General features: G+C 66.6%; 27 protein-coding genes and 1 tRNA gene. 16 read left to right on the forward strand and 12 right to left on the reverse strand.

The genetic code is table 11. The features are described from left to right. Positions 1 to 23: 23 nt before the first annotated feature. From BGO15_RS11755 to BGO15_RS11790, 8 genes are all read left to right on the forward strand, one after another. The gene (locus BGO15_RS11755; protein WP_056207165.1) at positions 24 to 584 is read left to right on the forward strand and encodes a hypothetical protein; all 561 of its coding nucleotides are present in this window, start codon (positions 24 to 26) and stop codon (positions 582 to 584) included. Positions 585 to 651: 67 nt separating this feature from the next. Beyond that, positions 652 to 1,674 carry a glycosyltransferase family 4 protein gene (locus BGO15_RS11760; RefSeq protein ID WP_056207299.1) on the forward strand — a complete coding sequence of 341 codons (1,023 nt, stop codon included), beginning with the start codon at positions 652 to 654 and terminating at the stop codon, positions 1,672 to 1,674. A 149-nt stretch (positions 1,675 to 1,823) separates the two neighbouring features. Next, positions 1,824 to 2,954 (forward strand): glycosyltransferase, encoded by a 1,131-nt coding sequence (locus BGO15_RS11765; RefSeq protein ID WP_056207167.1) that lies wholly within the window; start codon positions 1,824 to 1,826, stop codon positions 2,952 to 2,954. Next, the gene (locus BGO15_RS11770) at positions 2,954 to 3,967 is read left to right on the forward strand and encodes a hypothetical protein (RefSeq protein WP_056519987.1); all 1,014 of its coding nucleotides are present in this window, start codon (positions 2,954 to 2,956) and stop codon (positions 3,965 to 3,967) included. Before BGO15_RS11765 ends, BGO15_RS11770 begins: the two co-directional genes overlap by 1 nt. Before the next feature lie 11 nt (positions 3,968 to 3,978). After that, a complete protein-coding gene (locus tag BGO15_RS11775; protein ID WP_235557485.1) occupies positions 3,979 to 5,421 on the forward strand; it encodes a glycoside hydrolase family 130 protein in 1,443 nt (480 codons plus the stop codon). Between the two features lie 296 nt (positions 5,422 to 5,717). Beyond that, positions 5,718 to 6,848 carry a fatty acid desaturase family protein gene (locus BGO15_RS11780; RefSeq protein WP_082486421.1) on the forward strand — a complete coding sequence of 377 codons (1,131 nt, stop codon included), beginning with the start codon at positions 5,718 to 5,720 and terminating at the stop codon, positions 6,846 to 6,848. A gap of 23 nt (positions 6,849 to 6,871) precedes the next feature. Continuing rightward, positions 6,872 to 8,098, forward strand: coding sequence for a sensor histidine kinase (locus BGO15_RS11785; RefSeq protein WP_056519984.1), 1,227 nt, complete (start codon positions 6,872 to 6,874; stop codon positions 8,096 to 8,098). After that, entirely contained in the window at positions 8,095 to 8,760 is a 666-nt protein-coding gene (locus tag BGO15_RS11790; RefSeq protein ID WP_056207174.1) for a response regulator, read from the forward strand. The genes BGO15_RS11785 and BGO15_RS11790 overlap by 4 nt, the downstream gene beginning before the upstream one ends. On the opposite strand, the gene BGO15_RS11795 is transcribed toward BGO15_RS11790, so the two are convergent. The 3 genes from BGO15_RS11795 to BGO15_RS11805 all read right to left on the reverse strand — a co-directional run bounded on the left by BGO15_RS11795 (position 8,744) and on the right by BGO15_RS11805 (position 11,046). After that, a complete protein-coding gene (locus tag BGO15_RS11795) occupies positions 8,744 to 9,235 on the reverse strand; it encodes a hypothetical protein (RefSeq protein WP_235557484.1) in 492 nt (163 codons plus the stop codon). The two genes, BGO15_RS11790 and BGO15_RS11795, sit on opposite strands and share 17 nt — an antisense overlap. A gap of 238 nt (positions 9,236 to 9,473) precedes the next feature. After that, complete coding sequence (locus tag BGO15_RS11800) at positions 9,474 to 10,493, reverse strand: diacylglycerol/lipid kinase family protein (RefSeq protein ID WP_056207176.1); 1,020 nt, start codon at positions 10,491 to 10,493, stop codon at positions 9,474 to 9,476. 61 nt (positions 10,494 to 10,554) lie between these two features. Then, a complete protein-coding gene (locus tag BGO15_RS11805; protein WP_056207301.1) occupies positions 10,555 to 11,046 on the reverse strand; it encodes a hypothetical protein in 492 nt (163 codons plus the stop codon). Between the two features lie 81 nt (positions 11,047 to 11,127). On the opposite strand from BGO15_RS11805, the gene BGO15_RS11810 reads away from it, so the two are divergent. Next, positions 11,128 to 12,585, forward strand: coding sequence for a recombinase family protein (locus BGO15_RS11810; RefSeq protein ID WP_162237871.1), 1,458 nt, complete (start codon positions 11,128 to 11,130; stop codon positions 12,583 to 12,585). A 114-nt stretch (positions 12,586 to 12,699) separates the two neighbouring features. Further along, the gene (locus tag BGO15_RS11815) at positions 12,700 to 14,028 is read left to right on the forward strand and encodes a recombinase family protein (protein ID WP_268768936.1); all 1,329 of its coding nucleotides are present in this window, start codon (positions 12,700 to 12,702) and stop codon (positions 14,026 to 14,028) included. A gap of 18 nt (positions 14,029 to 14,046) precedes the next feature. Here BGO15_RS11815 and BGO15_RS11820 read toward each other — a convergent pair whose 3' ends face one another. Then, complete coding sequence (locus BGO15_RS11820) at positions 14,047 to 14,406, reverse strand: hypothetical protein (RefSeq protein ID WP_286748356.1); 360 nt, start codon at positions 14,404 to 14,406, stop codon at positions 14,047 to 14,049. 92 nt (positions 14,407 to 14,498) lie between these two features. Between BGO15_RS11820 and BGO15_RS11825 the strand changes: the two genes are divergently transcribed. Continuing rightward, positions 14,499 to 15,011 carry a hypothetical protein gene (locus BGO15_RS11825; protein ID WP_156454830.1) on the forward strand — a complete coding sequence of 171 codons (513 nt, stop codon included), beginning with the start codon at positions 14,499 to 14,501 and terminating at the stop codon, positions 15,009 to 15,011. On the opposite strand, the gene BGO15_RS11830 is transcribed toward BGO15_RS11825, so the two are convergent. After that, on the reverse strand, positions 14,989 to 16,080 hold the full coding sequence (locus tag BGO15_RS11830; protein WP_056207183.1) for a hypothetical protein: 1,092 nt from the start codon (positions 16,078 to 16,080) through the stop codon (positions 14,989 to 14,991). The two genes, BGO15_RS11825 and BGO15_RS11830, sit on opposite strands and share 23 nt — an antisense overlap. 114 nt (positions 16,081 to 16,194) lie before the next feature. After that, entirely contained in the window at positions 16,195 to 16,419 is a 225-nt protein-coding gene (locus BGO15_RS11835; protein ID WP_056207185.1) for a hypothetical protein, read from the reverse strand. A 125-nt stretch (positions 16,420 to 16,544) separates the two neighbouring features. Here BGO15_RS11835 and BGO15_RS11840 point away from each other — a divergent pair, with 125 nt between their 5' ends. The 3 genes from BGO15_RS11840 to BGO15_RS11850 are packed head-to-tail and all read left to right on the forward strand — an operon-like array spanning position 16,545 to position 19,940. Next, a complete protein-coding gene (locus tag BGO15_RS11840) occupies positions 16,545 to 17,663 on the forward strand; it encodes a tyrosine-type recombinase/integrase (RefSeq protein ID WP_273190858.1) in 1,119 nt (372 codons plus the stop codon). Beyond that, positions 17,653 to 17,988: a helix-turn-helix domain-containing protein gene (locus tag BGO15_RS11845; RefSeq protein ID WP_056207187.1), complete on the forward strand. Its 336-nt coding sequence runs from the start codon at positions 17,653 to 17,655 to the stop codon at positions 17,986 to 17,988. Before BGO15_RS11840 ends, BGO15_RS11845 begins: the two co-directional genes overlap by 11 nt. 5 nt (positions 17,989 to 17,993) lie before the next feature. Then, positions 17,994 to 19,940 carry a site-specific integrase gene (locus BGO15_RS11850; RefSeq protein WP_235557483.1) on the forward strand — a complete coding sequence of 649 codons (1,947 nt, stop codon included), beginning with the start codon at positions 17,994 to 17,996 and terminating at the stop codon, positions 19,938 to 19,940. A 7-nt stretch (positions 19,941 to 19,947) separates the two neighbouring features. On the opposite strand, the gene BGO15_RS11855 is transcribed toward BGO15_RS11850, so the two are convergent. The 6 genes from BGO15_RS11855 to BGO15_RS11880 all read right to left on the reverse strand — a co-directional run bounded on the left by BGO15_RS11855 (position 19,948) and on the right by BGO15_RS11880 (position 24,265). After that, positions 19,948 to 20,259: a DsbA family protein gene (locus BGO15_RS11855; RefSeq protein WP_056207192.1), complete on the reverse strand. Its 312-nt coding sequence runs from the start codon at positions 20,257 to 20,259 to the stop codon at positions 19,948 to 19,950. Positions 20,260 to 20,269: 10 nt separating this feature from the next. After that, complete coding sequence (locus tag BGO15_RS11860) at positions 20,270 to 20,794, reverse strand: signal peptidase II (RefSeq protein ID WP_082483053.1); 525 nt, start codon at positions 20,792 to 20,794, stop codon at positions 20,270 to 20,272. After that, complete coding sequence (locus tag BGO15_RS11865) at positions 20,791 to 21,399, reverse strand: cadmium resistance transporter (protein WP_056207194.1); 609 nt, start codon at positions 21,397 to 21,399, stop codon at positions 20,791 to 20,793. Before BGO15_RS11865 ends, BGO15_RS11860 begins: the two co-directional genes overlap by 4 nt. After that, on the reverse strand, positions 21,399 to 23,315 hold the full coding sequence (locus BGO15_RS11870; RefSeq protein WP_056207196.1) for a heavy metal translocating P-type ATPase: 1,917 nt from the start codon (positions 23,313 to 23,315) through the stop codon (positions 21,399 to 21,401). Before BGO15_RS11870 ends, BGO15_RS11865 begins: the two co-directional genes overlap by 1 nt. Continuing rightward, positions 23,312 to 23,671, reverse strand: a complete 360-nt coding sequence (gene cmtR / locus BGO15_RS11875; RefSeq protein ID WP_056207198.1) for a Cd(II)/Pb(II)-sensing metalloregulatory transcriptional regulator CmtR — start codon at positions 23,669 to 23,671, stop codon at positions 23,312 to 23,314. The genes BGO15_RS11870 and cmtR overlap by 4 nt, the downstream gene beginning before the upstream one ends. 93 nt (positions 23,672 to 23,764) lie before the next feature. After that, complete coding sequence (locus BGO15_RS11880) at positions 23,765 to 24,265, reverse strand: ATPase, T2SS/T4P/T4SS family (protein ID WP_056207200.1); 501 nt, start codon at positions 24,263 to 24,265, stop codon at positions 23,765 to 23,767. A gap of 223 nt (positions 24,266 to 24,488) precedes the next feature. Here BGO15_RS11880 and BGO15_RS11885 point away from each other — a divergent pair. Next, a tRNA-Leu gene (locus BGO15_RS11885) sits at positions 24,489 to 24,570 on the forward strand. Between the two features lie 51 nt (positions 24,571 to 24,621). Beyond that, entirely contained in the window at positions 24,622 to 25,311 is a 690-nt protein-coding gene (locus tag BGO15_RS11890; RefSeq protein WP_056207202.1) for a DedA family protein, read from the forward strand. Positions 25,312 to 25,316: the final 5 nt, after the last annotated feature.

Here is a 25,316-nt window from a genome sequence, read left to right on the forward strand (position 1 = left end):
TCTTCGGGGCGTACCGTCAGGTCATGAAGACACAGACACGAACGAGCGGCCCCGATGCCGCGACGCTGGGCCTGGGATCGGTGCTGGTGGGTTCGTTGCCTGCTGCGCTGATGACCGATGAGGCCCCAGACCGGTACACGGTGGAGGCGGTGTTCACTCGTCGTCCCGAACGCGACGAGGTGACGCAGATCCTCGACGGCGGAACGCGGGATTTCCTCGCGAGGGCCGGTTTCCCAACGGTCGAGGTGACGGTCTCGGATCGTCGGCTGGAGATCGCGAACACGAATCTGGAAGAGCTGAGGGATGGCCTTGCGGGTGTCCTGGCTGATCGGCTCGCTGAGATCAGCGAGGCTGTCCGTGCCGGGCGGGAGGCGGCGGCCGCACGCTTTCAGCACGCGGCCGCGAGCGAGCAAATCCGCGCGGCGGCCGTGGCCACGCTGGCGGAATCCGTGAAGTTCCGAATCACCGCCGATGCGGAGGCTCCGCACGGGTCCTTCCTCGATCAGGCTGATCTGGATGCGAGCTACCGGGCGCAGATCGATGAGTGGGCCGATGATGGCGGTCATGCGCGAACCCGCTCGTGACACCGGGACGCGGCCGGTGCGCTGAGCATTCCCTGCTGGACGGGCCGGCATGGTTCTGAAGATGGGGATGCTGGCCCCGGTCGCGTGGCGGACGCCGCCTGAGCACTATGGCCCGTGGGAACGGGTGACGAGCCTGCTCACCGAGGGTCTGGTGCGACGAGGTGTGGAGGTGACGCTGTTCGCGACCGCGAACTCGGTGACCGATGCGGTGCTCGACGCGGTGGTCCCGCACGGATATGAGGCGGACGCGTCGATGGACGGTCGGGTGTGGGAGGCGCTTCATGTCGCGCACGCGATGGCTCGATCTGAGGAGTTCGACATCGTGCACAACCAGGTGGACTGGTTGCCGCTCGCGTTCAGTGCTCAGTGGCGGGCGCCGATGGTGACGACGGTCCACGGGTTCTCGGGTGCGGCGATCCTGCCCGCATACAGAGCATCCTCGTCGGCATTCGTCTCGATCTCGGACAGCGATCGGTCGCCGGATCTGACGTATGCGGCGACGGTGCACCATGGCGTCGATGCGGCGGAGCTGCCTCTGGTCGCCTCCCCCGATGACTATCTGGTGTCTTTCGGTCGTATCCATCCTGACAAGGGCACAGCTCGGGCGATCGAGATCGCCCGCCGGGCGGGGCGCCGGTTGATGATCTGCGGCATCGTGCACGATCGGGAGTACTTCGCTTCCGAGGTGGAACCGCACATCGACGGTGACAGGGTGGTGTTCCGCGGTTCCGTGGGGTCGGCCGAACGGGCTCAGGTGTTGGGCAACGCCACCGCCCTACTGCATCCGATCGCGTTCGACGAGCCATTCGGGCTCTCGGTCGTGGAGGCGATGATGTGTGGCACGCCGGTCATCGCATACCGGCGCGGATCGATGCGTGAGGTGATCGATGAAGGCGTCACCGGACGCACCGTGACCACGCTCGATCAGGCTGTTGCCGCCGTCGAGAAGGTGGCGATGCTGGATCGTCGGGATGTCCATGAACGCGCGGTGGCTCGATTCGGCGTCGAGCGAATGGTCGAGGACTATCTGCAGGTGTACGACCAGGTGCTCGGACGGGGAGCCGGCTCGGTTCACAGGCGACCGGAGTAGAGTAGGGCCACAGCGCCGGGTATTTCCGTACTCTCGGCGTGGACCGGATCACGCCGCCGTCGCCGCGATCCCACGAGGGATGCCGCCGGCAGACGTCTCGCCATCGCCCGAAGACGTCGTCGCTCGGGCATATCGAGGAGCGCGTCGCCGTGACCCACTATGGATTTCTCAGCACCTATCCGCCCACCCGCTGCGGGCTGGCAACCTTCACCGAGTCTCTGGCACGCGCGCTCACCGCGAGTCCCGTGGATCATGCCGACATCGTGCGCGTCCTCGACGCCCCCGAGCGTGCCGCCTCCCCTGGGCCCGGCGTGTCCTCGCAGGTGAGGGCGGACCTCATCGCCGGGGATGTCCGCAGCCGGAGCGCGGCGGCATCGATGCTCAACGACTGCGATGTCGCGATCGTCCAGCACGAGTACGGCATCTACGGCGGCGAGGACGGCGATGAGATCCTCGACGTCCTCACCGCCATGACCGTCCCCACCATCGCGGTACTGCACACCGTGCTCCCCTCGCCGACACCGCATCAGCGCCTGGTCCTGTCGCAGGTGTGCGCCCGCGCATCAGTGACCGTCGTGATGACCAGCGGCGCACGTGACACCCTCGTCGAGCACTACTCTGTGGATCCCTCGCTCGTTCACGTGATCCCGCATGGGGTGACCAACCTCGCTGTCGCCGCAGCCGCGCCCCGCAGTCGTCGGCGCGTCCTCACCTGGGGGTTGATCTCGCCGGGGAAGGGGATCGAATGGGGTATCCGAGCCATCGCGCAGCTCACCGACCTCTCCCCCGAGGTCGAGTACGTCGTCGCCGGGCAGACGCACCCGAAGGTGCTCGCCCACGCCGGCGATGGCTATCGATCAGGACTCGCACATCTGGTCAGCGAACTCGGTGTCGGCCCGTCGGTGCACCTCGACGGACGCTACCTCGAAGGCGACGAGCTCGCCGCTCTGCTGTCATCGACGGATGTCGTGCTGCTGCCCTACGACTCGCGCGACCAGGCAACCTCCGGAGTCCTCGTCGAAGCGGTCGCCGCAGGCATTCCCGTGGTCGCCACCGGCTTTCCCCATGCGGTCGAGCTGCTGTCGGGCGGCGCGGGAATCATCGTCGCCCATGAGGACCCGCGGTCGATCGCGTCCGCGCTGCGGACGATCCTGACCGGTGACGGCATCGCCAGACGCATGCGAGCGGTCGCGCTGCAGGATGCGGACGATATGACCTGGTCTGCGGTCGCGGACCGCTATCGGCACCTCGCCGCCGCGATGCGCGCGGTGGCGGCGTGATGGACGGTCCTGATCTCTTTCAGCACCTGCGTGCCCTCACCGATCACCGTGGCGTCTTCGAACACGCTCTGCTCGACACCCCCCGCCGCGAACACGGATACTGCGTCGACGACGTTGCCCGTGCACTCATCGTGGTCGTCCGCGAGCCGGACCACGATCCCGAGCTCCAGCGGCTGGGCGAGATCTACCTGGGCTTCCTCGAAGCGGCCATCGGAACGGACGGCCTTGCGCACAACCGCATGGACGAACACGGCGAGTGGACGGATGAGCCGAGCATGGGCGACTGGTGGGGACGGCTGCTCTGGGGACTCGGCACCGCAGCAGCACGGGCACCCGATGCACACATCCGCGCTCGCGCCTTACACGCGTTCGACCGCGCCGCGCAACAAGAATCCCAAGATCTGCGCACCATCGCCTTCGCCGCGCTCGGTGCCAGCGAGGTCGCATCCAGGCATCCGGACGACATGCCTGCCAGGCACCTCCTTCGAGAACTCATCGATGCAATTCCCCAGTCGACGGATACGGACTGGCCGTGGCCCGAGCCGCGCCTGCGATACGCAAACGCCTCCATCGCCGAAGCCCTCATCGCCGCCGGCGGACGGCTGGGCGACGATGAGGCGGTGGGCCGAGGTCTGACACTGCTCGAATTCCTTCTCTCCGTGGAGACCTCGGCCGATCGGCTCTCCGTGACAGGTCACGGCGGGCGCGGACCCGATGATGTCGGACCGCTCTTCGACCAGCAGCCCATCGAAGTCGCCGCGATCGCGGACGCCAGTGCCCGCGCCTTCGAGCAGACAGACGACGACAGGTGGCTCATCGGCATCGCCCTCGCCTGGCAGTGGTTCCGGGGCCGCAACGACAGCCACACTCCCATGGTGGATGAGGGAACCGGCGCAGGCTTCGACGGGCTCGAACGCGACGGCCGCAACGAGAACCGAGGGGCAGAATCAACGTTGGCCGCGATCAGCACGCATCAACAGGCGCGCCGCGTCGGCGCACTGGAGGACACATGACCCTCGTGCGGATGCACTCCGCCGAGCTTCGCCCTGAGCCAGACCGGGTGATCGGGCAGCTCTTCCTCCCGGGAGAGGAGTCGGCGGACACGCACTCACGCGCCTCGGACATAGTCTCCCGCGTCCTCGCCTTGCCCGAACGTGAGACCGAAGAGATCGCGGCCCGGCTGATACAACACTTCAGCAGTCGGCATCCCGACGTCCGGGCGTTGTTCCTCGCGAGCGCGGATGCCGTCAGCTCCCGGCTTGCCGGCCCGGTCGAGATCACGGACTCCCGGCGGATCGTCCTCGGTGCCAGCTTCACCGCAGAGTTCGCACTGGAAGGAGCGGCGCTGTGCAACCCCAGCGCCGTCGAGCACCCGGACCAGAGCGGTATGGGACCCGGACAGCTGCGCGTCGCGATCGCGCTCCGCGCGATCGGGGAAGGGCATCTCTCATCCATCGAGTTCGCCGAAGCCGTCATCGGCCCCGGAACTACCTGGACCTTCCACGACCGCCGCCGGCCCCCTTGGCGCCCGCAGGTGAGCGCCGGCGCCTGGAGCGTCGCCCACTTCCGTGCCGCCGCCGCGCACGAGGGGGTCCTCAACGAAACCTCCCACGCCGTCCTGCGCGAGTTGCCGACACGATTCTCAACGCCGGACATCGACACCGCCGCCACGCTCATCCCCTCCGAGCTGTCATCGCGCGCGGACACCCGTCGACAGATCGACGCACTCCGCGTCATCGCGTCCTCCGCATACAGAGCCGGCTTCCCCCTCGACACCGAGCTGAGTCAACGAGTACTCTCCCCCGTCGCGGCAGAGGAACACCGCGGCATGGAGGACGCGCGATTCGTGCGCTTCACCGACACCGACGGCTCCACCCACTACCGCGCCACCTACACCGCCTACGATGGACGCGACATCGCACCGCGGCTGATAATCACCCCCGACCTCCGCGACTTCCGCGTCCACCGGTTGGTCGGCGACGGCGCACAGAACAAGGGCATGGCGATGTTCCCCCGCCCGGTCGACGGCAGGTACCTGGCGCTGAGCCGGACCGGCGGAGAGAACATCTCCCTCGCCGAATCGGACGACGGGGTGATCTGGACGCAGGCCGGCAGAGTACACGGCCCTCAAGAAGCATGGGAGATCGTCCAAACCGGCAACTGCGGCCCACCACTTGAAACCGAACAAGGCTGGATCGTGCTCACTCACGGCGTCGGCCCCATGCGCACCTACGCCCTCGGGGCCCTGCTGCTCGACCTGCACAACCCGACCAAGGTCCTCGGCCGCACCTCCACCCCGATTCTCGAACCTCACAGTGGGCGGCGCGACGGCTACGTCCCCAACGTGGCCTACTCCTGCGGCGGCATCATTCACGAAGGCGTGCTATGGATCCCGATCGGCATCGCCGACTCGCGCATCGGCGTCTGCTCGGTGGAGCTCACAGACCTTCTCGCCTCCATGACCTGATGACCGCGCTCCCAGCCGGACTCCTGGGGACCGGACGAGGAACTCGTCCATGAATGCCTCGTGAAGGCCAACCGCTCGGTGCGGCGGCGGCGTCCCGACACGCATCGGGCGCGCCGCGACGAAGTCGCGATCGTCTGGTGGGTCGGAGATGCCCTCCTACGCGGGAACAACCTATTCGACGACCTCTAGACATCCGCCCTCGTGGCCGACCGACCGGCTGCCCGTACCGGGGTATCGGGTGAAAGTGTGCTCCACGGAGGGACGCATCGGAGAGCTGCCGAACGTAACGTTCGAATATGACCACGACATCGACCGATGAACTCACGACGCAGAGCGGTCCTTCCCCCAGGATCCGGGCCACCCGCCCTCGACGTGTCGGCGCCGGTGAGGCACACGAGCGGAATGCGAGCGAGTACAGCGAGTTGGCCGCAACGATCAAGGAGATGGGCTTGATGAAGCGGCGTCCGGGCTGGTACCTGGCGCGCTGCCTTATCCTGCTCGCCGCGTACGTCGGCGGCTTCATGGCGCTGTTCGCGCTGGGCTCATCGCCCTGGCAGCTTCTTGTCGGCGCGTACTTCGCGGTCCTGTTCACCCAGACGGCGTTCCTCGCGCATGACGGCGCGCACAAGCAGATCTTCGCCTCGGGCATCCGCAACGAGTGGTTCTCACGCGTCGTCGGCAACCTGCTGGTGGGCCTGAGCTACGGCTGGTGGATGAACAAGCACTCCCGCCACCACGCCAACCCGAACAAGATGGGCAAGGACGGCGACATCAAGCCGGGAGTGATCGTCTTCACGACCGAGGACGCAAGCCAGCATCACGGCTGGCGGGCGGCGGTGATGTCGAAGCAGCACTGGTTCTTCTTCCCGATCCTCACCCTGGCCGGCGCCGACCTGCACGTGAACGCAGTGAAGGCGGTGCTCGGCGGGGAGCAGGTGAAGGCTCGTGGGGTCGAAGCCACGCTCCTCGCGATCCGGCTGATCGGGTTCCCCGCGCTGGTCATCATCGCTGCGGGGCCACTGATGGGTCTGGCGTTCATGGCCGTGCAGGTGGCATTGTTCGGCATCTATATGGGCGGCAGCTTCGCCCCGAATCACAAGGGGATGGCGATCCTGCCGAAGGACTTCTCGATCGACTTCCTGCGCCGTCAGACGCTGACCTCCCGCAATATCAGTGGCGGCCCGGTGGTCGCGACGGGGATGGGCGGGCTGAACTTCCAGATCGAGCATCACCTGTTCCCGAGCATGCCGTCAGTCAACCTACGCCGGGCCCGCCCGGTGGTACGTGAGTTCTGCCGGGAGCGGGATGTGCGATACACGGAGACCACCCTCGTGGAGTCGTACAGGATCGTCCTGCGCTACCTGCAGAGAGTCGGACTGAAGCACGCTGACCCGTTCGAATGCCCCCTCGCGTCCCAGCTGCGCTGACAAGGCCGCGTACCATCGGCAGCATGATGGTCGGCAGGTTGGCCCGTCGCCCGGAAGGCTGGTTGCGAATCAGCGCGACGGCGACGGCCGTCGCGCTGCTCGCCGTGTCGGTGCCTCTCGGCGCGACCGTGTACCGGGGAGCGCTTCTCGTGCTGTTCGTCGGTGTGCTCGTGCAGGTGTCCGCGGTACCGATCGCGCTGATCCGCCCCTGGATCGCAGCTCCCCTGTCCGTCGTCGGCGCCGTCACGATCATGGCGTCCGCGCACGCGGGCGGCGCCCCCTGGCCCTGGTCGGTGACGACCATGATCACCCAAGGGCTGGTCCTCGCGCTGCTCGGATTTCGCGCGCCCTGGCCGCTGGGAGCCGGCACCTTGATCGTGGTGCTCGTGTTCTCCGGGGTCGTCGCGGCACTCTCCGGGCAGACGCGCGATCAGCAGACCGTGGCGATCGACCTCGTCGTGTTCACCTCCATCGGCGGGACCGCGCTCGCCGCCGGCATCGTGTCACGGCAATGGCAGGCCATCCGCCGCCAACTCGCCAGCGAACGCCAGCTCACCGAGGGCGAACGCGCCCGCCGGATGCTCGCCGAGGAGAAGACCAGGATCGCCCAGGAACTGCACGACGTGATCGCGCACAGCATGTCGATCATCACCATCCAGGCCAGCAGCGCAACAGTCAGACATCCGGGCGCGAGCGACGAACTGCGGCAAGAGTTCGACGAGATCGCAGAATCGAGCCGCCGGGCCCTCTCCGAGATGCGCTCGCTACTCAGCGTTCTGCGAGATCCAGACGCGCCACTCCCCCGCATTCCCACGCCACGACTCTCCGATATCCCGAGACTCGTGGAGCAGTCACAACAGTCGGGCCTTGACGTCCGCCTGAACGGGATGGACGCTCTCACGGACGACAACGTCGACGAGGCCGTCGGGGTCACCGGATATCGCATCGTGCAGGAGGCGCTCAGCAATATCATCCGCCACGCGCCCGGTACGCAAGCTGAAATACGTGTCGGACGCGGCGCCGAGATCGATATCGTCATCGCCAACACGCCTCCGCCCATCTCTCCAACGACGGTCCGTGACGATGAGACGAAGAGAAATAGCGGCAACGGGCTGCTCGGCATGCGCGACCGCGCAGCCGCCGTGAAGGGCGCCGTCGAATACGGCCCCATCACCACAGGGGGATACGAAGTGCACGTCACGCTCCCCCTCAGACAAGCTCCGCCACACGCGAGGGAGATTGAGCAGTGAGCATCCGTGTGCTGATCGCCGACGATCAGGCGATGGTCCGCGCCGGCTTCGCCGCCCTGCTCGACGCGACCGACGACCTCGACGTCGTGGGAACCGCGTCCGACGGCGCCGAAGCGGTCACGCTCGCTCAGACACTGAAACCCGACGTCGTCCTCATGGATGTGCGGATGCCCGTCCTCGACGGCATCGATGCCACCAGACAGTTGATGGCGCTCCCCGCGGCCGAAGAACGTCCGCATGTCCTCATGTTGACCACGTTCGACATCGACGAGTACGTCTACGAAGCCATGCGAGCTGGCGCCAGCGGCTTCTTGCTCAAAGACTCCCCACCTTCCGAACTCGCCACCGCCGTCAGGATCGTGGCCAGAGGAGACGCCCTGCTTGACCCGGCGGTCACCCGGCGGGTGATCGAGCATTTCGTGCGCGCGCGAGAAGCGACACCGGAACCCATCGCGCTGACCGCATTGACCACGCGGGAACGTGAGGTGCTTGTACTGATCGCGCGGGGACTGTCCAATCAGGAGATCGCTGCGGAACTCGTGCTGGCCGAGCAGACCGTGAAGAGCCACGTAAGCAGGATTCTCACGAAACTGCAGATCCGAGACCGCGCCCAGGCGGTCGTCGCCGCATACGAGTCAGGGCTGGTCATCCCGAGCGACTGAAACGGGCGAACCGCTGTCGGTTCGACAGCGGTTCTTCTGCGGGACACCCGCCGTCATCAAGGGGTGTTCCGTGAGCGGCACCCGCCCCGATGAACTCGGACAGCGCGCTCGACAGAGGCAGATCCACCCATAGTCGGATACTCCCGGTCCTCACGCCAGCACCGTTCACGATCGCGGCCCCTCCGATCTGCTCCAGGAAGGGACGAACCTCTTCCGCTGCACGGCTCGGCAGATAGCCCACGCCGCGTCCGTTGGCGAAGACGCCGACATCCCCCCGCGCTCGCTGCCTGCCCGGTTCAGAGCGCAGCACGTAGGCGCGACGTTCACCGTCCCGACGTTCGCGATCATTCACGAGATAGTGCGTGCGCTCTAACGCGACCGAGCGCGACGGCAAACCTCGCAGATCGGGCAAGTCATCGTGACGCCTGACATGTCCCGTCACGATATGAACAAGCTCTTCCCACCATCCGGGCATGAACGCCCTCCCCTCGGATTGACATGCCATCACCGAGGCGGAGCACCCTTTCACTCTGTCACGCCGCGCTGTACAACCCCTGACCGGCGCGGCCGAGACACGCCCGCCCCGGTAGAACCGTCTCGCCGCGGCGCGGGACCGAAGCGTGCCCTGGCCAGCCCTCCGCGGAAACTCTCGGACACACCGAGACATCTCTGCGTCTGACAGCCAGCGCCGCCTCGCGTGCACCTCAGGCGCCTCAGCCTGACGGCTCGGCGAACCCAGACGGGTTCGCCCGCGCGGTGACCCGAACACCGAGCGCGCCCGGACGCACGCTGACGCGCACACGGATGGCATGACCAAAGCTGTCACCATCGAGCTCGACGAGGTGCGGAGTCTCGAAGCGCGCCTCGAACTGCCTTCCCTGCACATACGCGAGGGCGTGGAAGACTGGCGCGCGTCGGAGCAACTCCCGACTGAGCCGGGAGCGGCGGGCGATGCCCTGCAGAGTGAGGCGCGTCCCGATCCGCGCCCATCCGAAGCGTCCTCGCGGGCGCATCATGACCACGTCCAACAGACCGTCGTCGATGACCGCGGCCGGGATCAACAGCATATTTCCCGTCAGAGTTCCGCAGTTACCGACGATAACCGTATGCGCGCGCGTCGACCGCGCACGGCCTCGGTCGATCCGGTAATCGAGGTGGAAGAGGCGGTTCGCGATGATCGACCGGGCGATCGGGGCGACGTACGCGAACCAGCCGAGATGCCTCTTCGCGATCGTGCTGGTGTTCTGCGCCATCGCCGCGTCCAACCCGATTCCGGCCATCACCATGAACACATGGGAAGCTCGTCTACCGGCCAGCTCCTCGAGCTCGGCAACCCCCACATCAACGTTGCGAAGCTCGCCCGAGAACGCGACCGAGACACACGCGGAGATGTCATTCAGCGGTACGCCGAGATCCCGGGCGAGAAGATTCCCGGTACCTGCCGGCACCAACGCGATCGGGATCCCGGTACCTTGCATCACCTCCGCAGCGGCCCGCACCGTGCCGTCACCGCCCACGACAATGACCACAGTGGGCTCGCCAGCGAGTGCCTGCTCGGCAGCACACCGGCCGGAGTCCTCACTGGCCGTCTCAAACCAACGCGTCTCCTCCCACCCATGTGAGCGCTGTTGCGCCGTGACGGCAGGGCGCACTCGATCGATCGAGATCTTGGCCGGGTTGTAGACGACGGCCGCGTGAGCTCCCGCCGTGAGCTGTGATGCCGTCGCGATCATTGCATGAGCAGAGGAAAGGGAGTCGGCTGACCGGCAAGTCGAGGCATCGACCAGGCGAGCGTCAGCGACCGCCCTCCTGACGGGATGCAGACACCGTCTCCGTGTCTCCCGAGGTCATGAACGTCACGGACGCCGCCAGCGCTGTCACCGCGCTTGCGCGTACATGCTCGCTAGCGGCCGCATCCTCGAACCTCGCGGCCGCTGCCTCCCGCGTCGCACGGACGACTGTGCTGATCTCGGAGAGCCGATCCGCGAGGACACGCGCCAACCCATCACGCAACTCCTCCAGGTTCGTGTTCGCGATCTCCAAACGGCGATCCGACACCGTGACCTCAACCGTCGGGTAACCCGAACTCGCCAAAACGTCACGAGTCTCGCTCCCAAGGATCTGCGCCACCTCTTCCCGCTCGGGACGACGACTGAACACGGCCTCCACCGTGTATCGATCCGGGGCATCCTCAGTCATCAGCGCTGCAGGCAACGAACCCACCAGCACCGATCTCAGGCCCAGCGTCGCGGCATCTACACCGCTCGTTCGTTTCTGCGTATCCATGACCTGACGATACGCCTCCAACATGTACACCTCACAGGTTCCGCAAACCGCCGGCGCGCCGGCCCGGAACCCCGGACACGCTTGCCGCTCTACGCTCGTCACGAGCGGAGAGTGAGAATTGGCATGAGTCAGGCGGCGGTGTATCTACGGATCTCGCAGGACCGCACCGGCCTACAAGCCGGCATCCAACGCCAACAAGAAGACTGCCTCGCCCACGCCGCGAAGCTCGGGTTCACTGATCCGCAGGTATTCATCGACAACGACGTGTCCGCGTTCGATGGGGGCCGACGAAACGGATACGACGCGCTCGTCGCGCAGGTGCGGGCCGGGGTGACGCACATCATCGTCTGGCACGTCGACCGCCTTTACCGGCAGCCCCGTGAGCTCGAGGACCTGATCGACCTCGTCGAGCAGCACCCGATGCGGATCGAGGCCGTGCGTGGTGGCGGGTTCGACCTGAACACCACCGAGGGCCGCCTCATGGCCCGCCAGCTCGTCGCGATCGCCGCGTACGAATCCGGACACAAGTCCGACCGCGTCAAACGAGCCAACAAGCGCCTCGCCGAGCAAGGCGTCTGGCACGGCCCCGCCCGGTACGGATACGGACCCGGCGGGGTCCTTATCCCCGAGCAGGCGGCGGTGATCCGGCAGATGGCCGACCGGTTCCTCGCCGGCGAATCCCTCCGCTCCATCACCGCCTGGCTCAACCGCTCCGAAATCCCACCCCTACGCGCCGGCACCGGCACGTCAGGGCTGTGGCATCCGTACACCGTGCGCAGCATCCTGTCCTCCGCCAGGATCTCCGGGAAACGCGCCTATGCTCCCGATACCCGCGCGGATCCCGCGGGCGGGCGGGAGATCCTCGGTCCGGGTGATTGGGAAGCGATCATCACCCCGGAGGAGACCGCGCAGATCCGGGCGATCTTCGCCGATCCCACCCGCCGGCGCACCACACCGGCACGCCCGACTCTGTTAGGCGGGATCGCGAGCTGCGGGAAGTGCGGCGCCGGACTCACCATCACCGGAAAGCTCTCCCCCACCAGCGACACCCGGCGGTACACATGTCAAAATGACCCCTCCCGCCCTGAACGGGGTGGACTGAGTATCAACACCGCCCACCTCGACGACTACGTCACCGACCGCGTTCTGCGCCGCCTCGCCCACCCTCCGGCCGGGAGAGACGGGCCATCGACGAACGCACTACTGCGGCAGGTCGCGAACATCAATGTTCGGATCGGTCAACTCGATCAGGACTATCAGCACCGCGTCATCACGCGCCGTGAACACCAGATCGGGATCGAGGCCGCCAGCTCAGCGCTTCGCGACGTTGAGCGGCGCCTCGTCGCTGCTGAGGGAGCGATCGGCCTGTATGCGGCACCCGTCGGGAACCGGGAAGCGCTCGAGAGTTGGTGGCATGCACTCGATGTCACCGACCGCCGCGCCGTGATCACGACGTTCATCGCCAAACTCCGGATCGCTCCCGGCCGACCGGGACGCAGCTTCGACACGTCCCGGGTTCGCATCACCTACCGCCCCTAACCAACCACGCACCCGAAGGTCAGATCAGATCCGGCGAGCTCGCGCGGGGAGGCTGACGTACGCGCTGCGCTCACCCCGGAGAGCCCCATCGGAACCACGACTGCCCTGATCTATCTGCGGATCTCCGCCAACCGGACCAGCGAACACGCTTCCATCGGGCAACAACGAGCCGACTGCGTTGAGCTGGCTCACGAGCTCGGCTACGCGCGGATGATCGAGTTCGCCGACGAAGCCGTCTCCGCCTACCAAGACCGAGCACGCCCCGCCTACCAAGAGCTGCTGCGGCAGCTCGAAGAGTCAGCGACCACCACCGTGATCGTCTGGCATCTCGATCGCCTCTACCGCAAGCCGCGAGAGCTCGAGCAGCTCCTCGACCTGCTCGATGCCAACCCGATCCGCGTGGAATCCGTGCAGGGCGGGTCCTTCGACCTCAATCGGCACGAAGGACGCCTGTTCGCCCGCCAGCTCGTCGCATTTGCGCACTACGAATCCGCCCACAAGGGCGCCCGAGTAGCCCGCGCTCAACAACAACGCGCCAAACGCGGACTACTGCACGGCGGACGCCACTACGGATACCGGCGCGATGGCTCCCTCGACACACATGAGGGCAGGGTCATCCGTCGTATCGTGGATGACTATCTGATTGGGCTAACTCCCGTTGTCATCGCCAGAGACCTCACCCGAGCGGGAGTCCGAACGCCGATCGGCGGCGACCGGTGGGGCGCGACCACCATCCGGTCGATTCTCGGCAGCGACCGACTGCACCGGCGGCGCCTCACGGCGGAGCGCGAGCCACAAACCCCAGGACGCTGGGACGCGATCATCACTGCCGATGAGGCAGCGCTCGTCGAAGCCCAGTTGCTGCTGCCGGGCATCGCGGCCTCGCGCTCGTCCCGGAGCCTTCTGGGAGGCATCGTCTGTTGCCCTCGATGCACTGGTCGCCTCGTTTCCGGCGTCAACCGGCTCGGGCGCCGAGAATACTCGTGCCGCACCGCGACCGTCCGATGCGGCGGACCGACCCTCGATGCCAAGTTCTTGGACGCCAAAGTCGAGGCCGAGGTCTTCAACCTCTTGAACAGGGAGCGGATCGGACATCTGCCGTGCGCGCATCAGATACTCCGCAGTGTCCGGGAAGCTCGTCGTCGGCTCGTTCTCCTCGCGGAAGATTTTGGCGCGGGGGAACTCGATCATGCTGAGTATCTCGAGCGTCGGGTCCCCCAGACGACCGTTCTCTGCGAAGGTTTCCGAGCTCTCAGCGCACACCGCAGGGCAAGAGTCCTGTCGCTCGCAGGGCCAGACCTTCAGGAGCGGTGGGGAGCGAGTCTGTCCTTTCGCCGGGCGGTCGTCTGTGCGTTTTACCCGGACTGCGTCTACGGCGGCACGTGTCCACCCCACGAGACAGCTCGAGGAATTTCGCCGTTGGACGGTTACGCCGCCACCTGAGCATGCTCTGTCGGGGTGCTATCCGACGCCCTCGAGGCTACGAACAACCTGGCGAATCTGTCGCCTCAAGCCCTTGGAAGCATCCCCGGTACGCTTAGCGTCCTCAATCACGGACTCGACCTGCTGCAAGACGCGTTCCAGCGTCTGCAACGTCGACGCGAGTTCCGGCCTCTGACCGTCGGCCACCGACGCGGCCTGACGTGCGACACCACGAAGACCTGGGTGTTTGCTCGCGAACGCGACATAGTCGTCCCAATCGATCCGACGCTCACGTCCAGTGCCGGAGCATGCGAGCGGATCACGGGATCGCTGTGTCCAGTTCGTAACCGTGGAAGTACTCACGCCAAGCCGGTTCGCCAAACCGGTCGTCGTGAACATCGCACCCAAGCTAACTCCAATTGGTGTGTTGGAAAGTCCAGATTACTCCATTTGGAGATAGGGTGGAGAGCATGGGATCACCTATCTCCCAGATGACCACGCTCGACCGTCTCGCTGGCGCCGCTCGCCTGAGCGGCGCGGTTGGTGACGCGTTCTTCGCCCCGGATCTGGCAGAGCACCAGCGGAGAGCGAGCATCGGGATGGGAGCCGTGACCCGGCTAGATCTTCTTGACGATGCTCTTCACAACCTTGAGGCGGACGAGCTAGCTCCAGTTGGAGATCTGAGCTCAGCACTGCCGGCTCGTCCAGCCGGGCGTGTGATCAAGGTCGAAGTTCATGCTCGCGATGCTCGAGCGGCGTTCAACCGCGCGGTGATATTCCGGGCCGTCAGCCCGGTGAGCGTCGTCACCCCCTGGCCGAGAACGGGGCTTGGAGAGCTTGCGCTCGAAGCCAGCGCCCTCGGGGTCGGCCTGGTAATCACCACCGGGCCCGTTCACGAACAACTCGTCGAGCCAATCCCCGTCAACAACGATCTAGATCCGGCGACGTGGGCGTTCCACGAGCGAGCCTACGACCACTGGCTCAGCGCGCTCCCGCACCACTGAACTCGGGTGTCAGACCGTCAAGCTCGACCAGCTGCACGAGCGTCCTGTTCGGGCCCCCGGCTCCACGAACCAGTGCCAGCGGGTGCCCAGCCAACGCAGACGCCCGCTCCTGTGCGAGCCACCCGCGGCGGAGCTGCGGATCAAGCGCAGCGACCTCGTTGTGGTGATCGGTGAAGGCATGAAGGTTGTGCTCGACGAATTCTGCGTACTCCCGCTGTCGATAGATCGTCAACGAACGTCCCCCGCACTCTGTGCATGAGGGCGCATCCGGTCGTGACGCGTACATCTCCGCGAACACCGTCGGCGTGCAGATCTCCATGATCGGACGATGAAAGACACCCAGCTCGAAGTTACGCGAGCGCCTGCCCCCGCCACCTGGCATCGACGGAACCCGAAGGCCGCTGTTGATTCCGACCGCGACCGACGCGGCGCCGTGAGCGAACGTGTCGGCCGCGATGAGTGGCTCCGTCGCGAACAGCCGCTGCACCCACCCATCAGCAACGAGGTGGCGAAGAGACGCCAACCGCCCATTAGGAACCATCGAGTCTCGGCCGCCAAGAAGTGTCATCGAGACCGGGCGCCCAAACTCATCAAGGGCCTGCCGCAGAGCAACGAGATTGTCCTCGTCGAGGATGGACGACTGCAGCGGGAGATGGGGAATCAGCTCCGGACGCGTCGCCTTGTCGAGCTCCATGAACAGACTCGCCAGTGTGCGCTGCCACCCCTCGCGACGGATCGCTCGCGTCGGAGACAGCACCGCCGTCGCTCCCGCGTCGACAAGCGCAGCGGTGTACTCATCCAGACTGAGGCCAAACAACCCGTCGTCGGCGACCTTCGACAGCGGGCGGTCGACATCCGCGATCGCATCACGCCAACTACCGTCGTCGACAACGAGAACAAGATCAGGCTCTGACTCGGACAGTCCGCGCAAGCTGCCGACCTCGGAGCCAGTCAGCACGACGCCGGCACCAGGAGTCTCACGAGCCTGCGCAACGGCAGCAGCAAAGTCCGTCGAACCGGCCTGAAACAGGAAACTCGGTTCGATCCTTCCCGCTAGCGTTGTGCTCACGATCTGATCCTCCAGATCCCACTTTTACCGCGAACGCACACGAGATCCGGGTCGCGACACGCCGAGGGTCAGAAATCGTCCTAGGTGTCGCTCTCCACCACGGACTTACTGAGGTCAGATACTCCATGTGGTATTCCCGGCATGGGTGGCACCGGAGACAAGGATGCTGCGTCCCGCCCGCATGGCCGTGTGCAGCAGGTCGGCACGCTGCGCGTCGAGGGAGCCCGCCGCCACGAGGTCGCCGAGCCCGCCGAAGGACGGAAGGAACTTGCGGATGTTCACCGACCAGTGACGCCGCGTGATGAACCATCGCGTGTTGCAGTGAATGCAACTGTTCACGTTTGCAAACGACGCCTATTCGTCTTGTTCGGTGCCGAACTGCTCTGACCATAACAGCGCGATCTTGCGGATGCCGAGTCCTGAGTTGACATGGTGATGCACTGTCCCATACTTTGTTGCATCTAATGCAAGACTTTGGGGCTTCTCCAGCGGCGCTTCGACTGATCACTTCAGCTTCGAACGTCGCGCTGGCGAACCCTGAGGAGCAGGTCTTCAACGCGATGATCGAGGGCTGGCGGAACCAGCAGTTGTCACGGGGGCTTCGTGATCAGACGATCCGAAATCGGACGGCGACGGTGACCCGGTTCCGTGATTTCGTGGACAAGCCGCCGTGGAAATGGACGGTGGCGGATGTGGATGAGTTCACTGCGGAGTCCGGTGGCCGGACTCGGACGCTGTCGACGATGCGCGCCAATCATGGGTCGATCCGTGGGTTCTGTGACTACCTCACGAACCCGTTGTACGACTGGATGGAGATCTGCGATCGCGAGTTCGGGGACGTCCCCTCGCAAGTGTGTCTGCCGTGGAACACAGTGGCGCACCGGTTCGAGTTCGAAGGCGATGGGAAGCGTCGCCCGTTCACGTATGACGAGGTGGAGCGCCTGTTCGACACGGCCGACGCCCGCGTTGAGCTGCTCGTGGCGTCGGGCCGCAAGGGCGCGCTCGGCGCGCTGAGGGATGCCCAGTTGCTGAAGACGGTGTACGCGTTCGGTCTGCGCCGCACCGAGGCGGTGATGCTCGATACCGTCGATCTGCACCACAACGCGAAGATGCGCCAGTGGGGGCGCTTTGGTGCGATCCATGTGCGGTGGGCGAAGGCCGCGGGCGGCGGCGCACCACGACGGCGCACGGTGCTGCTGGTGCCGGAGTTCGATTGGTGGGTGCCCGGCATGCAGCAATGGCTCGAGCAGGCCCGGGAGCGCTTCGCGCCCGGAGATGACCTCGACGCGCTCTGGGTGACCGAGCGCCGCACGCGTCTGTCCGCCGGTTATCTCGACCGAAGATTCGCGGAGCTGCGGGACGAGGCCGGCCTGTCGAAGGATTTGACGCTGCACAGCCTCCGGCATTCCTATGTGACGCACCTGCTGGAGTTCGGCTACGCCGATCGATTCGTCCAGGAGCAGGTCGGGCACATGCACGCGTCGACGACCTCGATCTACGCCTCTGTCAGTTCGGACTACAAGAACCGGGTGCTCGCCGAAGCCCTGAAGGCCCTCATCGAAGGAGAAGCTGATGACCATTGAGCTCGATACCGGATGGAATCTGCGCAGTGTGATGGCCTCGCGCGGGATCTTCCAGACCTCCAAGCTGAAGCCTCTGCTCGAGGACCGCGGCATCGACCTGTCCCGAGAGCAGGTGTATCGGCTGGTGACGCAGCCACCCCAGCGGGTGCGTCTCGACGTCCTCGCTGCTCTGTGCGATGCGCTGGAGTGTTCACTCGACGATCTCGTGACGATCACTCGCCGGGAGGCCTCGGCCCCGGTTGCCGTGGGCGAAGAAGCGACGCGCGGGTCGATTGGCGATCTCCGCCCCGTTCGCGCGACGATCCGCCGGCCGCGGACGAAGTAGCCGCGGTGGCGAAGCCTCCGCAGCAGCCGCGAGTCGCGGAAGTCGTCGACCTCGTACGCCCCCTTGTTCCCGAGATCTCGCCCGAGCGTCTCGTCGAGATCGTGCATTCAGTCGCGCCGGTGCCGCTGACGCAGCGGCTTCTTGAGCTTGCGCTGATCAAGCAGCCGGGGGTCCTCGAGGGGCGGCATGCGAACGTGCCGGTGACTGTTCAGGACCTGGCCCGTGCGCTCGTCGACGACGGAGCAGGCATGGTCGTCCTGCCGACGTGCGAGTCGTGTGGCCGCGCGGTCCGTCTGCCACACAAGACACCGAACGGTGGTCGGCACTGCTCCCGATGCGAGCGGAACGCCCGGTCGGTTTCCTGCGCTTCCTGTGGCCGGGTCCGACCCGTGCAGCGCACGATCGACGGGCAGCGCTTCTGCCGCGACTGCTGGCGAGCCGACCCTCGATCGTTCGGCGACTGCTCGCGGTGCGGTCAGCATGCGACGATCATCGTCCGCCGCCCGGAACTTGTCTGCCTGGCCTGTTACACCGCACCGATCAAGACCTGCGGTCTCTGCGGAGAGCCTGGCCGCGTCGCCTCCCACCTTGACGGGCGACGGGTCTGCGCGCGTTGCTACTACGCGATGCGCAGACCCCAGCCCTGCCCCGAGTGCGGGCGCAGGGTGTTCCTCACCGGGTTCATGAATGATCAGAAGGTCTGTGCTGACTGCGCGGGTGCGCCGGTAACGATGGCTTGTCCTGGCTGCGGCTCGATCGAGGAGATCCGCAAGCATCACCTCTGCGTCGAGTGCCGCAGGCCCATCGCGATCCAGCAGCTGCTCGCCGACGACACGGGAGAGATTCGGACGGATCTTCACCCTCTTACGGACTACCTGCTCACGCATCACAGCAAGGCGGCGTCGCTGGAACGCTGGCTGCACAAGAGTAAATGCGCGAGCGTACTCCGCGAGCTCGCGGACGGAGCCCTGCCGCTCACCGCCGAGGCGATCATTACCCGAGCCCAGTCAGGACAGGCCGTCGCGTTCCTCCTCTCGCTTCTGGTCCGCTCAGGAGTGCTCCCGGCGCTCGACGTCGAAGCAACACGCTTCAACCACTGGCTCAACGACTGGCTCGACGACATCGACCACCCCGAGGACCGGCTGATCCTCCGCCGCTACTGCACCTGGGAGCTCCTCCGGTCCACTCGAACCCGCAGCCAATCCAGCCCCGCCGCCGGCTTCCAGAGGCAACGAGCCGCGCTGAAGTACTGTGCCGCGCTCCTTGGAGAGATCCGGGCGCAACAGGAGACACCGGCGACGTTCCCGCAGCGCCGGCTCGACGCCTATCTGACCGGTTCGCCCAGCCAACGCGACGCGCTGGCACCGTTCACTCGCTGGCTCCGAAAGCACCGGCTGAGCACCCTTCGGGTCGAATTCCGAGCCCACCGCCTCGAAGGGCGAGACTACGCCTCCGACCACCGCTGGCAGATGGCCCGCAGGTTCCTGTCCGATCCTGACCTGGACCCGAAGACCCGGGCCGCAGGTCTCCTCGTGCTGCTCTACGGAATACAACTGACCCGCATCGTCACGATCACACGGACACAGGTCAATACGAGCTCGCAGCCCGTAACACTCACCGTCGGAGCCGAGCCGATCGAGCTCCCCGAGATCCTCGGCGACGCCATCGTCGAACTTGTCGATGCTGCCCAGCACCACCCAGAAGGATGGCTGTTCCCCGGCAGGAACCCCGGCCGTCACCTCACCCCGGGCCCGCTGAGCCGCCGTCTTCGCACCGAAGGTTTGCTTGCCGGGAGCGCCCGCACGACAGCGCTCATCGAGCTCACCCGGCAATTGCATCCCCGGATCGTCTCGGATCTCCTCGGCATCACGACGGCGTCCGCTGCATCATGGTCGCGTCTCGCCGGCGGTGAATGGTCCGACTACCCGGCGCTTCGTTCCACCCACGCCTGAACGAGCATCACACGTCCGAGCCGGGGCCGGAAATCGCTTCGCGCAGCTGATCGACGGTCGGTGACCCTGCCAGCCCGGCAGGGGTGCGGAACACTCGACAGGCGAGCCCCACCGGCGCACCCTCCTCCGCGAAGGGGTCCACGCCGTTGACGAGGACGGTCGGAGACCCGTGAAACCCGAGGCGGGCGGCGTCCTCGGCGGTCTCGACTCGCTGATGGGCGACGCGGACATCCGCTCGACCCTCGACGACCTGAGCAAGCCGGTGATCGAGCACCTCCCAGTTCGGGCAGCCGTCGAAGTACTGCAGTGTGATCTCCATGAAGGTCCTCTCAGTTCTCGGTGCCGCGGATCATCAACAGCGCTCCGGCGATCGCGGCGGTGACGATCACGATGTCGGCGACGTTCCCGATGAACCAGTTGCCATAGGCGAGGAAGTCCACGACGTGCCCCCGAGCGAATCCTGGGGCACGGAAGAGCCTGTCGCCGGCGTGCGAGGCGGCGGCCCCGCCGAGCGCGCCGATGACGATCGCCCACCCAGGGCGTCGGACGCGGAACGCGAATACGATCGCAGTGACGGTGGCCGCGACGGCGATGAGAGCGAACACCCAGGTGGAGCCCTCGCCGAAGGAGAACGCCGCTCCGGGGTTGTACGCGAGCTGCAGGCCCAGCAGGTCGCCGACCAACGGGATCCGCTCGTGCTCCGACAAGGCGGCCTCGGCCCACGCCTTCGTCCCCTGGTCGACCAGGACGACGAGGACGGCGATCAGCAGCGCCCAGGCCGTGAGCCGCCAGCGCCCTCTCTGCGACTGCTCTTCCGACGCCCGCTCAACGTCAGTTTTCGCGTCCGGGGTCATGCGAGGACCTCGAAGAGGCGGACAATGACGCCGGATTCGATCAGGATGAACAGGCCCAGGCCGATGAAGACGACGGGAACGAGCCAGTGCTCGACGCGCTCGAGCGTCTCCGTGACGGCCTTGTGGGTCCCGATCAGTCGGCCAGCGGCGCACCAGACGGCGACGAGGATCAGGAACACGACGATCATGATCGCGACGTCGCCGGGGGTGCTGGTGCGGAAGATCGGCGTGTAGAGGGAGATGTTGTCCGCCCCGTTGGCGATGGTGATCCCCGCTACGCCCCACAGCCCGACCGCAGTGATCTTGTGGTCGTCGTCATCGTCGTCTCCGTTGCGGCGCAGGCCGCGCACGAGGGTCCAGATGCCGATGCCGAGCGGGATCAGGCCGAGGAACCCGACCCATTCGTCCGGGACGATCGTCAAGCCGAGGGCGGCGACCACGCTGATCACGACCAGGGTGATGAACCCGAGGTACTGGCCCGCGACGATCTGCCAGGGTCGTGGGCTCCCGCGCCGGGAGGCGAGGAAGAGAACGGTGAGCACGACGATGTCGTCGATGTTGGTCGCCGCGAACAGACCGATCGCGGAGCCGATGGTCGCGAGCATCAGCTCTCCAACCGTGGGGTGCGGGTGCGGGCGGCGCGCAGCCCGTTGAGGATCACGATGACCTCGGCGATCTCGTGGACAAGGACGACGGCGGCGAGACCCAGGACCCCGAACAGGGCGAGCGGGAGCAGCGCGGTGATGATCAGCAGCGACAGGATGATGTTCTGGTTGATGATCCGCCGTCCCCGGCGGGCGTGGTCGAACGCCCGCGGGATGAGGCGCAGGTCGTGGCCGGTGAAGGCGACGTCGGCGGACTCGATCGCGGCATCGGAGCCGGTCGCGCCCATCGCGATGCCGATGTCGGCGGCCGCGAGGGCCGGAGCGTCGTTGATGCCGTCGCCGATCATCGCGACCGATCCCGCCTTCGACAGCTCGCCGATCGCGGTCGCCTTGTCCTCAGGACGCAGTTCCGCGCGCACGTCATTGATCCCGGCCTGCGCAGCCAGTGCACGAGCGGTGCGGGCGTTGTCGCCGGTGAGCATGGTCACCTCGATGCCCTGATCCGCGAGGGTGCGGACGACTTCGGGGACTTCTGGTCGCAGTTCGTCACGGACGCCGATCGCGGCAACAGGTGCCCCGTCACGGTGCACGATCACGACAGTCATCCCTTTCTCCTCGAGAACCGCCACCCGGTCGCCGAGCCCAGCGGCGTCAAGCCAGCGGGGGCTGCCGACTATGATCCTCGCCCCGTCGACGGTGCCTTCGATGCCGTGCCCCGCCTGCTCGGTCACGCCGGCAGCCGCCGGAACACCCGGCGCTGCCGCGGTGATCGCCGCAGCGAGAGGATGCGTGCTGTGCTGTTCCAGCGCTGCCGCCCAGGCGAACGCCTGCGTCTCGGTCACGCCGTCGGCGGTAAGGACGGCGGTAACCGTCGGCTCGTTGCGGGTCAGGGTGCCGGTCTTGTCGACAGCGACGTGCCGGACAGCACCGAACCGCTCGAACACCGCACCCGACTTGATGATCACGCCGAACTTGCTCGCCGCGCCGATCGCGGCCACGACCGTCAGCGGCACCGAGATCGCCAGCGCGCAGGGAGAGGCGGCGACCAGCACGACGAGCGCGCGGGTGATCCACACCTCCGGGTCGCCCAGCAGCGACCCGATCAGCGCAACCAGCGCAGCGAGAATCAGCACGCCCGGCACCAGCGGGCGCGCGATCCGGTCCGCGAGACGCGCCCGCTCGCCCTTCTCCGTCTGCGCCTGCTCCACCAACTCGACGATGGTCGTGAGCGAGTTGTCTGTGCCCGCCGCCGTCGTCTCGACCTCCAGCGCGCCGGAGCTGTTGATCGCGCCGGCCGACACCGCATCCCCGGGCCCGACCTCGACCGGGATCGATTCCCCGGTGATCGCCGACGTGTCCAGGCTGGAACGCCCCGCACGAACGATCCCGTCGGTCGCGATCCGCTCGCCCGGACGAACGACCATGACCTGGCCGACCGTCAGCTCCTTCGCCTGCACCTCCACGGACCCGCCGTCGCGCAGCACGGTCGCGGTCTCCGGAACGAGCTTCAGCAACGCCCGCAGACCCCCGCGGGCCCTGTCCATCGCCTTGTCCTCCAGGGCCTCAGCAATCGAATACAGGAACGCCAGCGCTGCGGCTTCCTCCACGTAGCCGAGGATCACCGCGCCGACAGCGCTGATCGTCATCAGGAGTCCGATGCCGAGCTTGCCCTTGAACAGCTTCCGGATCGCACCGGGCGTGAACGTCGACGCACCCAGCAGGAGACCGATCCAGAACAGCACCAGCGCCGGGATCGCGAGGCCGGACCACTCAAAGACCAGACCGGCCAGGAACGCGACACCGGAGAACACCGGCACCATGACCCTCCGGTCCCTCCACCAGGGCCGCTCGGCCTCCTCGTGTTCCTCGCCCGCCGTGGCGGCAGGCTCATGCTCGCAGCCGCACGCCGCGCTCACGCGTCAGCCCCCGCTCCGCAGCACCCCGGCACCGTGCACGCCGAGTCCACGCACGGAGCGTGCTCGTCGACAGCCAAGGTGACATCCACCAACGCGACAAGCGCGGCGGCGAGGTGCGGGTCGGCGATCTCGTAACGGGTCTGACGACCCTCCGGTTCGCCGACCACGATCCCGCAGTCACGCAAGCACGTGAGATGGTTCGACACGTTCGAGCGCGTCAGCTCCAGCTCGCGCGAGAGCACAGCCGGGTAACTCGGGCCATCGAGCAGGGACATCAGGATCCGGGAACGCGTCGGGTCTGCCATGGCCCGGCCGAGCCGGTTCATGACATCGAGGCGTGAAGCAATGGTCAGCATGCACTGAACTATACAGTATGCGCTGATCAATCACGGATCGGCCGGTGGCCAGCCACCACCCGGAAGCCAGCCGACATCTGGTCAATTCGCGACTCAACAACAATCGGCGCTACCAGTATCGGGGATCACGACGTGCAGACGGCTGCCGTCGGGCAACGACGCGTCGACGAACGGCTGACTGAGGTCGACGCGGCGGCCGGTGGTGTGCAGCATCCGCTCGACGAGGTCACGCACCCCCTCATCGGTGAGCGTCAGCGCGACACGCTCGCTGCGACCTCCGCGCGCGATGAAGACGCGGTCGGGCGCGTTGATCCAGATCTCCTCGACCGTCGGGTCATCGACATAGGTCTGCAGCACCCCGAATCCGCTCACCGCGGCGAGCACGGCACGCACCGCGGCGTGCTCGTCGTCGAGCGGAGCCGCGCCGCGCGCGAGCGCCTGATCGTTGAAGCGCCGCACTTCGGCGCGCACGACGTCGGCGACGATCTCCGGATGCCGCGACGCGTCGGTGCGCTCGGAGCGCAGCCGCTCACGCACCCGCTCGACCACGACGGCGCGGCCGGTGGGCGGCGTCGCGATCGGAGGCGGGTTCATGCGACGCATCCTGGCAACGAGCGCCGCCTGCGCGCGGAGCGCTCTCCACAGTCGCCCTCGTGGGGAGGAGACCAGGCAGGCACGCGTGCCGCATCGCGGACCCAGCCCGCACCCGATCGCGCCAGCCACGAACGACACCCGTGACGGCTAGCCGCGAGACCGCCGGGAACCGTCGGCCATCGCCGCTTCCGCGACGATGCCTCTCACTAGACTGATCGCACTCGCGGGAGTGGTGAAATTGGCAGACACGCAGGATTTAGGTTCCTGTGCCTGAGGGCGTGTGGGTTCAAGTCCCACCTTCCGCACGACCGGCGGCCGTTGTCGTCGGCAGGTCCCCTGTCTAGATCGGGTTTCCCGTGCACCACGCAGCGCTCATCCCCTGGCTCGACCCTGTCCACATCATCAACCAGGCAGGTCCGTGGGCTCTCGCCGTCGTCTGCTTCATCGTGTTCGCCGAGACGGGCCTGCTCGTCGGGTTCCTGCTGCCCGGCGACACCCTGCTGATCATCGCGGGTGTGCTCACCAACACCCACGACATCTTCGGGCTCAACATCTGGGTGGTGTCCCTGCTCATCGCCCTCTCGGCGTTCATCGGCGGTGAAGTCGGCTACCTCATCGGACACAAAGCCGGGCCGGCGATCTTCGAACGCAAGGAATCCGGGCTCTTCAGCAAACACAACGTCGATCGCACGAACGCGTTCTTCGAGCGCTTCGGCGGGCTCACCGTCATCCTCGCCCGCTTCGTGCCGATCGTGCGCACCTTCGCGCCGGTCGCCGCCGGCGTCGGCCACATGCCGTGGAAGCGCTACTCGCTCTACAACCTGATCGGCGCGCTGCTCTGGGGCTTCGGCATGACGATGCTCGGCTACGTGATCGCGTACGTGCCGTGGATCCGTCATTTCGTCGTCAACTACATCGACCTGATCCTCGTGGGTGTCGTGGTGCTGACGGTGCTCGTCACCGGCTACCACTACCTGCGCGAGCGTCAGAAGGCGAAGAAGGCGCGCATCGCGCGGGATGCCGCGGCATCCGCCGGCGAGGCCTGATCAGC

The sequence above is a fragment of the Microbacterium sp. 71-23 genome (assembly GCF_001897265.1).
In the GTDB taxonomy this organism is placed as follows: Bacteria; Actinomycetota; Actinomycetes; order Actinomycetales; family Microbacteriaceae; genus Microbacterium; species Microbacterium ginsengisoli.

Bases quoted from the DNA above. Each gene is read 5' to 3' on its own strand.
- BGO15_RS11755 (WP_056207165.1), top strand. From the start codon at position 24: ATGAAGACACAGACACGAACGAGCGGCCCCGATGCCGCGACGCTGGGC.
- BGO15_RS11760 (WP_056207299.1), top strand. From the start codon at position 652: ATGCTGGCCCCGGTCGCGTGGCGGACGCCGCCTGAGCACTATGGCCCG.
- BGO15_RS11770 (WP_056519987.1), top strand. From the start codon at position 2,954: ATGGACGGTCCTGATCTCTTTCAGCACCTGCGTGCCCTCACCGATCAC.
- BGO15_RS11775 (WP_235557485.1), top strand. From the start codon at position 3,979: ATGCACTCCGCCGAGCTTCGCCCTGAGCCAGACCGGGTGATCGGGCAG.
- BGO15_RS11780 (WP_082486421.1), top strand. From the start codon at position 5,718: ATGACCACGACATCGACCGATGAACTCACGACGCAGAGCGGTCCTTCC.
- BGO15_RS11785 (WP_056519984.1), top strand. From the start codon at position 6,872: ATGATGGTCGGCAGGTTGGCCCGTCGCCCGGAAGGCTGGTTGCGAATC.
- BGO15_RS11795 (WP_235557484.1), bottom strand. From the start codon at position 9,235: ATGCCCGGATGGTGGGAAGAGCTTGTTCATATCGTGACGGGACATGTC.
- BGO15_RS11800 (WP_056207176.1), bottom strand. From the start codon at position 10,493: ATGATCGCGACGGCATCACAGCTCACGGCGGGAGCTCACGCGGCCGTC.
- BGO15_RS11805 (WP_056207301.1), bottom strand. From the start codon at position 11,046: ATGGATACGCAGAAACGAACGAGCGGTGTAGATGCCGCGACGCTGGGC.
- BGO15_RS11820 (WP_286748356.1), bottom strand. From the start codon at position 14,406: ATGTTCACGACGACCGGTTTGGCGAACCGGCTTGGCGTGAGTACTTCC.
- BGO15_RS11825 (WP_156454830.1), top strand. From the start codon at position 14,499: ATGACCACGCTCGACCGTCTCGCTGGCGCCGCTCGCCTGAGCGGCGCG.
- BGO15_RS11840 (WP_273190858.1), top strand. From the start codon at position 16,545: ATGCAAGACTTTGGGGCTTCTCCAGCGGCGCTTCGACTGATCACTTCA.
- BGO15_RS11845 (WP_056207187.1), top strand. From the start codon at position 17,653: ATGACCATTGAGCTCGATACCGGATGGAATCTGCGCAGTGTGATGGCC.
- BGO15_RS11855 (WP_056207192.1), bottom strand. From the start codon at position 20,259: ATGGAGATCACACTGCAGTACTTCGACGGCTGCCCGAACTGGGAGGTG.
- BGO15_RS11860 (WP_082483053.1), bottom strand. From the start codon at position 20,794: ATGACCCCGGACGCGAAAACTGACGTTGAGCGGGCGTCGGAAGAGCAG.
- BGO15_RS11865 (WP_056207194.1), bottom strand. From the start codon at position 21,399: ATGCTCGCGACCATCGGCTCCGCGATCGGTCTGTTCGCGGCGACCAAC.
- cmtR (WP_056207198.1), bottom strand. From the start codon at position 23,671: ATGCTGACCATTGCTTCACGCCTCGATGTCATGAACCGGCTCGGCCGG.
- BGO15_RS11880 (WP_056207200.1), bottom strand. From the start codon at position 24,265: ATGAACCCGCCTCCGATCGCGACGCCGCCCACCGGCCGCGCCGTCGTG.